At 49.7% G+C, this 7,094-nt stretch carries 4 protein-coding genes; 3 read left to right on the top strand and 1 reads right to left on the bottom strand.

The genetic code is table 11. The features are described 5' to 3' along the window. Nucleotides 1-122 precede the first annotated feature (122 nt). From P1P89_21260 to P1P89_21250, 3 genes are all read left to right on the top strand, one after another. Nucleotides 123-2,123 carry a ribonuclease catalytic domain-containing protein gene (locus tag P1P89_21260; protein ID MDF1594045.1) on the top strand — a complete coding sequence of 667 codons (2,001 nt, stop codon included), beginning with the start codon at nucleotides 123-125 and terminating at the stop codon, nucleotides 2,121-2,123. 123 nt (nucleotides 2,124-2,246) lie between these two features. After that, on the top strand, nucleotides 2,247-3,461 hold the full coding sequence (gene serB / locus P1P89_21255; protein ID MDF1594044.1) for a phosphoserine phosphatase SerB: 1,215 nt from the start codon (nucleotides 2,247-2,249) through the stop codon (nucleotides 3,459-3,461). Between the two features lie 179 nt (nucleotides 3,462-3,640). Further along, complete coding sequence (locus P1P89_21250; protein MDF1594043.1) at nucleotides 3,641-6,397, top strand: PAS domain S-box protein; 2,757 nt, start codon at nucleotides 3,641-3,643, stop codon at nucleotides 6,395-6,397. A 43-nt stretch (nucleotides 6,398-6,440) separates the two neighbouring features. On the opposite strand, the gene P1P89_21245 is transcribed toward P1P89_21250, so the two are convergent. Then, on the bottom strand, nucleotides 6,441-7,094 hold a 654-nt coding region (locus tag P1P89_21245), incomplete at its 5' end, for a caspase family protein (GenBank protein ID MDF1594042.1).

The raw sequence follows: 7,094 nt of genomic DNA, 5'->3' as shown, positions 1-7,094 counted from the left end.
CGGAGTGAAATTTTTGTTAAAAAAGTCTCCGCCAATCTAAAATACGTCCGCGCTTAATATTAGGCGGTGGATTTAGGCCCTCTCATTGACTTTAACAGGGCCGGTTGTTATGGTATTTTCCAATGAAAACAGGACATGTTGTTGAATATATCGACCACCAACTGATTATGTGCGGGGTCGTGCTGGAGGTAAAGGGACAGCGCCTGCGGCTGCTGACCGAGACCAACCGGGAGGTCAATCTGTCGGCGGGCAGGCTTTCGCATAACGGCGAAAAGGTTCTGGATGTTTCCATCGGCCGCGACAAACTGGTTGAAATGTTGAAACATATCGCCAAAGAGCGGGAGGAGTTGACCCGCCAGGTGGATATCAAAGAATTGTGGGAAGTCCTCAACACGGAGCAGGAATGGATCGACCTGGCAACCATGACGGCGTTCTGCTTTCCCAATGAGCCGGACAGCGATCATGCGTCGGCGGTCATGCGGGCTTTTTTTAAAAACAGGCTGTATTTCAAGTTCGACCAGGATAAATTTTTTCCCAATTCCGAGGAACAGGTTGAACAGATCGAACGACAGCAAAGAGAAGCCGAACGAAAAGATCAGACGATCGAATCCGGCGGAAGTTGGTTAAAAAAAGTGCTTCTTGACAGTAAACCATCCCCGGCACAAGTCCCCCTGTCTGCGGAACACCAGGAAATAGTAGACATTCTAAAAGCGTTTTATCTTTTTGAAAATGAGTCTCCCCAGGCTGCCCTGGCAAAAGCCATCCTGGCAAAAGCCGGCGCAAGAGACGGCGCGGAAATTTTTCGCTTCCTGGTCCGGCTGGGGATCTGGCATGAAGATGAAAATATCGATCTGCACCGCTATCGAATATCCACCGAAATTTCCGAAACGGTGGCCGCACGGGCAGTTGAACTGGTGCGCTCACCACCTGCTTTTTCCGGAACTACTGAGCGAAAGGACTTGACCGGACTTCCGTTAATGACCATCGATGGGCAATTTACCCTGGATTTTGACGACGCCCTGAGTATTGAAAAAAAAGATGACCATTATCAACTGGGGATTCATATTGCGGACGTCGGGCATTTCATCACTAAAGGGGATGTCATCGACCAGGAAGCAATGGTCCGGGGCAGTTCGATTTATATGCCGGATCGTAAAATACCCATGCTGCCGGACGCTTTGTCTGAAGATCTCTGCAGCCTCAAAGCCGGCAATTTACGGCCCGCCATCAGCACCATGGTGAGATTAAGCCCCGGGGCCGATATCATCGATTATGAAATATTCCCGAGCCTGGTTCAGATCGGGCGTCAGCTGACGTATTATGAAGTGAACCTGATGGTGGATGAAAGCTGGGAAATCGCCTGCCTCTACGACATTTCCAAAAAGTTTCGCCAGAAACGGTTGCACCAGGGCGCCATGCACATATCGCTCCCGGAGATCAATATCTGGATTGACACGGATGGAAACCTGTCGGTGAGCAAAACCAACCGGGAGAGCCCGGGGCGGATGCTGATCGCCGAAATCATGATCATGGCCAACTGGCTGATGGCCCGGTTTCTGTCAAAGCATAAGATGCCGGCTGTTTTCCGGTCCCAACCCGACCCCAAGGAACGCCTTTTTAAAAACGGCGAAGGCAGCCTGTTTCAAAACTGGATGCAGCGCAAGCATTTAAATCGTTTTGTGTTGAGTCCTGAGCCGCAGCATCATTCCGGACTGGGGCTGGATGCGTATGTCACTGCAACCTCTCCCATTCGTAAATATTTTGACATGGCCACCCAACGGCAGATTCGAGCGGTTTTTGGCCTGGAAGCCCCCTATACGACGGAAGAGATGCGGCAGATCATTCACCAGCTGGGAACGCCCATGAGCGAGGTCTGGCGGATTCAATACAACCGGAACCGCTACTGGCTGCTGAAATATCTGGAAGGAAAAACCGGACATAAAGAAGAGGCCATCGTCCTGAGCAGGCGCAAAACCAATTATCTGATCCTCCTGACGGAGTATATGCTGGAATGCACCCTGCCGCTGTCTGCGGGCGTGAATTTAAAGCCTGAAGACATGGTTCAGGTCACCCTGCAGCATGTCAATGCGCGCAGGGATGTGATATCAGTGTTTTTAGGGTAAGAAATTGGTTCAAGGTTCAGGGTTCGACGTTCAGGGGTGATGATCTTTAAAAGACAGTGTCAAAAGAAGTATTCCTCAATAAAAGTGACTTATGATAACATTTTAACCTTGAACCATGAAACCGTGAACCGACCACTTGTGTCTGAACTATACGTCATATCCGCCACCGGCAAAGACCAGGCGGGCCTGTTGCACAGGGTTGCCAGGGTCCTGAGCGATCTGGGCATCAATATCGTGGACATTGATGCCCGGTCGATTCGCGGTTACTTTACCATGTTTCTCGTTGTCGACCTGGGCACGTCGGCATACAGCGCCCGGGAACTGCTCGACCGCCTGTCCCCGCTGGGTCTTTATTTCGACCTGGGACTCCATGTGAAGCCCTATGATGAGGGCCGCAGGATTCCCAATAAACAGATGATGCTGATGACCCTGATGGGCAACGACCGCACGGGGATCGTGGCAGAACTCTCCGGCCTGGTTGCCGAGCATCAGGTCAACATAGAGGCCATTAAAATGATTGCCCGGGGCGACTATATTGCCATGGAGATATCGCTGGACACATCGGCCCTTGATGACGTCAAGGCGTTTCGCAAGGTCATATACGCGTTTTCCGAAAAATCAGGCTTTGATGTTTCCCTGCGCAAAGGCGACATCTTCCAGAAACCCAAGCGGGTGGTTATTTTTGACTGCGACAGCACCATCATAAAGGAAGAGGTCATCGATGAGCTGGCCAAGGTCGCCGGGGTTGAGCGGCGCGTGAAGCGCCTGACGACCCGCGCCATGAGCGGAGAAATCGATTTTGAAAAGGCGCTGCGGCAGCGGGTGCAGCTCCTCAAAGGGCTGACCGTAGACCAGCTTGAAAAGCTGACGCAAACGATCCACCTGACACCCGGGGCCGAAGAACTCATCTCGGCGCTGCGTTTTATGGGTTTCAAGGTGGGGGTCATTTCCGGCGGGTTTTCATTTTTTACCAACTATCTGAAAGAACGCCTTAATCTGGACTATGTGTACGCCAATGAACTGGAGATCGAAAACGGCGTGACCACCGGCCGGATCAAGGGAAAAACAATACTCAGCCAAAGCAAAGCCGACATCATCCATCAGATCGCCGAAATGGAGAACATCTCGGTGGAGCAGATCGTCGCCGTCGGCGACGGGGCCAACGACCGGTTTATGCTGCAAAAGGCCGGACTTGCCATCGCCTTTAATCCCAAGGAGATATTAAAAGATTTCAGCGACGGCATCATTACCTCCGACAATATTTCAGGGCTGCTCTATTTCCTGGGGGCGCCGGATGATGTCTTGAAAAAATTTCTGAATAAGGAGAAAGATGCCTGACCGCTTAAACGCCTGAACCGGTCAGGAAGCCAATAAATTAATCTTCGTATTGGAAGATATCCTCCCCCATATCGTCTTGATTGCTTGAGACTGTCTTTTGTATGCTTGAGGCTGTCAATATTTCAGAATAATGCAAGTAATCGCAACCCGAAAAAATCGAGAAAACGCAGGAAAAAATCATGTCTAAAAAACCTACCTATAAAGAACTGGAGCACCGGATTCAGGAATTGGAGCGATCAGAATATGAGAGTAAGCACGCAGAGGCGGCGCTACGAGAGAGCGAAGAGCGGTTTCGCCTTGCTTTTGAAAATGCTAACATCGGTGTTTGTTTGGTAGGCATTGATGGAAATCTAACAAGAGTTAACAATCGGATGTGCGATATATTCGGCTATAGCAAGAAAGAGTTGGAAAGTATGACCGTTAACGACATCGCACATCCAGCGGACAAGGATATTAGCCCAAAGTTTATCAATAAGAGTATATCTGGAGAAGTTGAAAGTACTGTTTTCGAGAAACGATACTTTCACAAGCGAGGTCACATCATATGGGGTCAAGTTTCCAGTTCAACTGTCAAAGATGAAAAAGGAAATCTATTATACTTTATCTCTCACATACAAGATATTACCCAAAGAAAGCTGACAGAGGAGGCTTTGCGAGAGAGTGAGGAAAAATACAAGCTCATTACCGAAACATCTCAAACCGGAATTTATATGCATCAAGACGATATCATCATTTATGCCAACGACAAATTCGCTCAATTACATGGTTATACAGTTGATGAATTGATCGGTACATACTACTTTAATCTGTTCCATCCTGACGAAAGAGAGCGAGCGTTGGGAATTAAATTAAAAAGACTGCGGGGTGATGAAGATGCCCCTCAGTACCACGAAACCAGGCGAGTTAAAAAAGATGGTGGGATTTTGTGGTGCCAAACTGTCGCCGTCCTTGTCGAGTATCAAGGGAAACCGGCGATAATGGGAAACGTTGTCGACATCACCGAGCGCAAACGTGCCGAGGAATCGCTACGCGGGAGCGAGGCCAAGATGGGAAGCATCTTCCGGGCGGCGCCGATCGGCATAGGCCTTGTGTCCAAGCGGGTATTGATGGAAGTGAACGAACGGCTTTGCGAGATCATCGGCCATACCAGGGATGAACTCATCGGTAAAAATGCCAGAATATTGTATCCGACGGATGAAGCTTATGAATATGTCGGCAGTGAAAAGTACCGACAGGTCGAGGAGCGGGGGACAGGGGTCGTGGAAACGGTCTTCAAGCGAAAGGATGGCAAGATCGTTGATGTGCTGCTGAGTTCAACGCCCCTTGATCCAGCCGATCTTTCAGCCGGTGTCACATTTACCGCATTAGACATTACCGAGCGCAAGCGTGCGGAAGAGGTTCTGCGGGCAAGCCATGAAAGATTTTTAAAGGTGCTGAACAGCGTTGATGCGACGGTTTATGTGGCTGACATGGAAACTTATGAAATTCTTTTCATGAACCAGTTCATGATAGAGAGCTTTGGACGGGATATGACCGGTGAAATATGTTGGCGCGTTTTTCGGGGAGAATCCGGGCCATGCTTCCACTGCACCAATGATCAACTGATCGACGAAAACGGGAAGCCCACCGATGTGTGTGTCTGGCAGGATAAAAATCCCGTCACCGGGAAATGGTACATTAACCATGATCGGGCCATAGAATGGACAGATGGGCGTTTGGTCCGGCTTCAAATCGCCACCGATATTACCGAAATAAAAAAAATGGAGGAAGAGCTTCGCCAGGCCCAAAAAATGGAGTCCATCGGCACTCTGGCCGGCGGCATCGCCCATGATTTTAACAATATCCTCGCTATTATTATCGGCAACACGGAATTGGCCCTCATGGACATTCCGGAATGGAATCCGGTCAAGGGTTACCTGAAAGAGATCCAGGCCGCCGGCTTAAGAGCAAAGGATGTGGTGCGGCACATATTAAGTTTTTCCCGTAAGGCCGTCACTGACCGGAAACCGATAAAGATAGGTTCCATCATAGCGGATTCACTCAAGATGCTGCGGGCGTCCATTCCGGCAGACATTGAAATCCGGCAAGACATCTCATGTGAATTTGACACGATCCTGGCTGACCCGACCCAGATAAGTCAGGTGCTCATGAACCTTTGCACCAACGCCGCCCATGCCATGCGGGATGAAGGCGGCATTCTGGAGGCAAGCCTCCAGAATGTTGAATTCGGAAAGAAAAATGTGAAATTAAACTTGGGACCGGGGCGCTATGTGAAGCTGACCGTAAGCGATACCGGCCATGGCATTGCGCCTGAGAATATCGACCGTATTTTTGATCCCTATTTCACCACCAAGGGACTGGGGGAAGGCACGGGGTTGGGCCTGTCCGTGATACAGGGAATCGTCAAGACACATAATGGCGCTGTCACGGTCAACAGCGAACCGGGAAAAGGGACGGTTTTTGAAGTGCTGTTTCCGGTAAGTGAAGATGAAATGAAACCGGAACCTCAGGCGTCAAATGCCCTCCCCGCCGGCAATGAGAAAATACTTTTTATTGACGATGAAGCGTCCATATTGAATTTGGCAAAAAAGAGTCTGGAGAAGCAGGGATATCAGGTTGAAGCGAAAAACGACCCGGTCGAAGCCTTGGAGCTGTTTCGAGCCAACCCGGACCGGTTCGATCTCATTATCACGGACATGACCATGCCGAAGATGACCGGCGATAAGCTCACCAAAGAGATTTTAGGCATCCGTCCGGGCATGCCGATTATCCTCTGCAGCGGCTACAGCGACAGAATTAACGCTGAAAAAGCTGCGGCCCTCGGTATCCGAAAATACATCGAAAAACCGCTGAACCTGTCCGATTTTGTGAGTACCGTACGCAAGGTGCTGGATAATTACCCTAAGCGTCATATCCATAAGCCCCTAAAATTTTAACCATACCTATCACTCTTTTCATAACCGACACCTCTGAATAAGATTACTTTCTCAGGATGAAGCGATCTCTCAACTTTTCTACATTCGGGCTGATGCTCGGGCTCTGCCGGACATTGAGCCGCTTGGCCTCGTCCTCCACTTGGGGCTTGATGGTTTCATAAATCTCAGCAAGATTCATTTTCCCTTCTTTAAGGGCCTTGAGAAAATAATAGGTAAAAACGCCGTGCCCCTTTTCAGGGGATGAGGTGGAAATCTGGCTTCCCTGTGTTGCCGTCAGGACGGCCATGTTTGTCGACGCGACTTCAGTAGCTGCCATCATCACCAGTGGTCGAGTTCCTTTTGCCGGGACGCTTCTTCCGCCGGAACCGGAAAAGCAGGAGTCAAGAACCACGATAATCTCTTTGGCCTCTAATTTCGCCAAATTTTCATAAAGTCTCTTCAGGGGGTAGCCGGTTACCGCAAGATAATTCGGGTCTCCGTCATAGGGGACGATGAAAGCCTCACCTGTTACCGGGTCAGGGGAGCCGTGGCCGGAATAATAAACAAACACATTCCCGTCTTTCTTGAGCTTGTTCGGCAGCCAGGCTTCAATCGATTTCATTATCCCTGACAGTGTCGCCTTTTCATCGGTCAGTAATTCGATGTTTCGCTCTTTTACACCCAAAGCCTTAATGTAATCTTTTACCAACATGGCATC

Source organism: Desulfobacterales bacterium (genome assembly GCA_029211065.1).
In the GTDB taxonomy this organism is placed as follows: Bacteria; Desulfobacterota; Desulfobacteria; order Desulfobacterales; family JARGFK01; genus JARGFK01.
This window is presented reverse-complemented; position numbering and strand designations above follow the sequence as displayed.

What these genes read in the sequence shown, in the direction of transcription:
- P1P89_21250 (MDF1594043.1), top strand. Translation starts at nt 3,641, where the DNA reads ATGTCTAAAAAACCTACCTATAAAGAACTGGAGCACCGGATTCAGGAA.
- P1P89_21260 (MDF1594045.1), top strand. Translation starts at nt 123, where the DNA reads ATGAAAACAGGACATGTTGTTGAATATATCGACCACCAACTGATTATG.